Annotated in this window: 2 protein-coding genes; both read right to left on the reverse strand. The window is 66.8% G+C overall.

Annotated elements, in window-relative coordinates:
• A partial coding sequence (locus tag FFK22_RS41535; protein WP_138893660.1) for a histidine phosphatase family protein occupies positions 1-425 on the reverse strand: 425 nt, incomplete at its 3' end.
• 14 nt (positions 426-439) lie between these two features.
• A partial coding sequence (locus FFK22_RS41540; RefSeq protein WP_138893661.1) for a phosphoketolase occupies positions 440-2,158 on the reverse strand: 1,719 nt, incomplete at its 5' end.

The following is a 2,158-nucleotide window of genomic DNA, read 5'->3' on the forward strand; positions in this document are numbered from 1 at the left end:
ACATGGCCATGCGCGAACAGCGCGACGTCGCCCTCCCTCGCCCGTGACTGGGCGATCACCCGGTCCACCCTGGTGCCGACCTGTTCCGGGCTCTCGCCGCCAGGGCAGCCGTCCCGGAAGATCAGCCAGTCCGGCGCCTTCGCTCTGATCTGTCCGGGCGTCAGCCCTTCATACGAGCCGTAGTTCCACTCCATCAGGTCGGGGTCGATCACGGCCTGGCGGCCGAGCCCCGCCAGCTCGCAGGTCTCCCGGGCCCGCTCCATCGGGCTCACGAGAACGAGCGCGAACACCTCCTCGGCCAGCACGGGACGCAATCGCTCGGCCAGCCGCCGTCCGTTCTCGGTCAAGGGGATGTCCGTCGTGCCCGTATGCCGCCCGCTCAGACTCCACGCGGTCTCCCCATGCCGGATCACGAACGTGTTCACGGCGGCCTCCCGGTTCAGACGTTGTCGGCCTCCGTCGAGCTCCCGCCTGCGGCAGCCTTCGTCCGCCCCCACGACCAGCCCGTGATCTCGGGCATGTCGTCGCCATGCCGGGAGATGTACCGCTTGTGCTCGATGAGCTTGTCGCGGATCGCCTGCTTGGCATAGGCGGCCCGCGCGGCGAGCCCCGGCACGCGGTCGATCACATCGCCGACCAGATGGAACCGGTCGAGTTCGTTCATCACGCACATGTCGAACGGGGTGCTGGTGGTGCCTTCCTCCTTGTAGCCGCGGACATGGAGGTTGGCGTGGCCGTTCCGCCGGTAGGTCAACCGGTGGATGAGCCAGGGATAGCCGTGGAACGCGAAGATGATCGGCTTGTCCGTGGTGAACAGCGCGTCGAAATCGCGGTCCGGCAGGCCATGCGGATGCTCGCTCGCCGGTTGCAGCTTCATCAGGTTGACGATGTTGATGACGCGGATCTTCAGCTCCGGCGCATGGGTCCGAAGCAGGTCGACGGCGGCCAGCGTCTCCAGTGTGGGCACGTCGCCGCAGCAGGCCATCACCACGTCGGGCTCGCTGCCATGATCGCTGCTGGCCCATTCCCAGATCCCCAGCCCGGCCGCGCAGTGCCTGATCGCCTCGTCCATCGTCAGCCATTGGGGGGCCGGCTGCTTGCCGGCCACGACGACGTTGACGTAGTTGCGGCTGCGCAGGCAGTGGTCGGTCACCGACAGCAGGCAGTTGGCATCGGGCGGCAGGTAGACGCGGACGACCTCGGCCTTCTTGTTGACGACATGGTCGATGAAGCCGGGGTCCTGGTGGCTGAAGCCGTTGTGATCCTGCCGCCACACATGGCTGGACAGCAGGTAGTTCAGTGACGAGAGCGGCCGCCGCCAGGGGATCTCGTTGCACACCTTCAGCCATTTGGCGTGCTGGTTGAACATCGAGTCGATGATGTGGATGAACGCCTCGTAGCAGGAGAAGAACCCGTGCCGGCCGGTCAGCAGGTAGCCCTCGAGCCAGCCCTGGCACTGGTGCTCGCTGAGCATCTCCATCACCCGCCCGTCCGGGGCGAGGTGGTCGTCCCACGGATGGGTGTCCGCGACCCAGGCCCGGTTGGTGACCTCGAGCGCATCCTGCCAGCGGTTCGAGTTGTTCTCGTCGGGGCTGAAGAGTCGGAAGTTCCGGGCGTCCATGTTCTGCTTCATCACGTCGCGCAGGAAACGGCCCATGACCCGGGTGGATTCCGCGGTGGCGGCGCCGGGTGACGGCACCTCGACCGCGTAGTCGGCGAAATCCGGAAGCCTGAGATCCCGGAGCACCAGGCCACCATTGGTGTGCGGGTTGGCGCTCATGCGGCGGGTGCCCGTGGGAGCGAGCTCGGCCAGCTCGGCGCGCAGCCGCCCGCCATCCTCGAACAGCTCCTCGGGGCGATAGCTCTTCATCCACTCTTCGAGGATGCGCACATGGCCGGGGTTCTCGTGCATCTCGCCCATCGGGACCTGGTGCGAGCGCCAGTAGTCCTCGGTGCGCTTGCCGTCGATCTCCTTCGGGCAGGTCCAGCCTTTGGGCGTGCGCAGCACGATCATCGGCCAGCGGGGGCGCTCCTTGAAACCATTCTCCCGCGCGTCGGACTTGATGCGCTGGATCTCGCCGATGACGGTGTCCAGGGTCGCGGCCATGAGCTCGTGCATCGTGTCCGGATCATGCCCTTCGACGAAATGGGGCGTGTA

Origin of the sequence: Mycobacterium sp. KBS0706 (genome assembly GCF_005938675.2) — a bacterium.
Classification (GTDB): domain Bacteria; phylum Pseudomonadota; class Alphaproteobacteria; order DSM-16000; family Inquilinaceae; genus Inquilinus.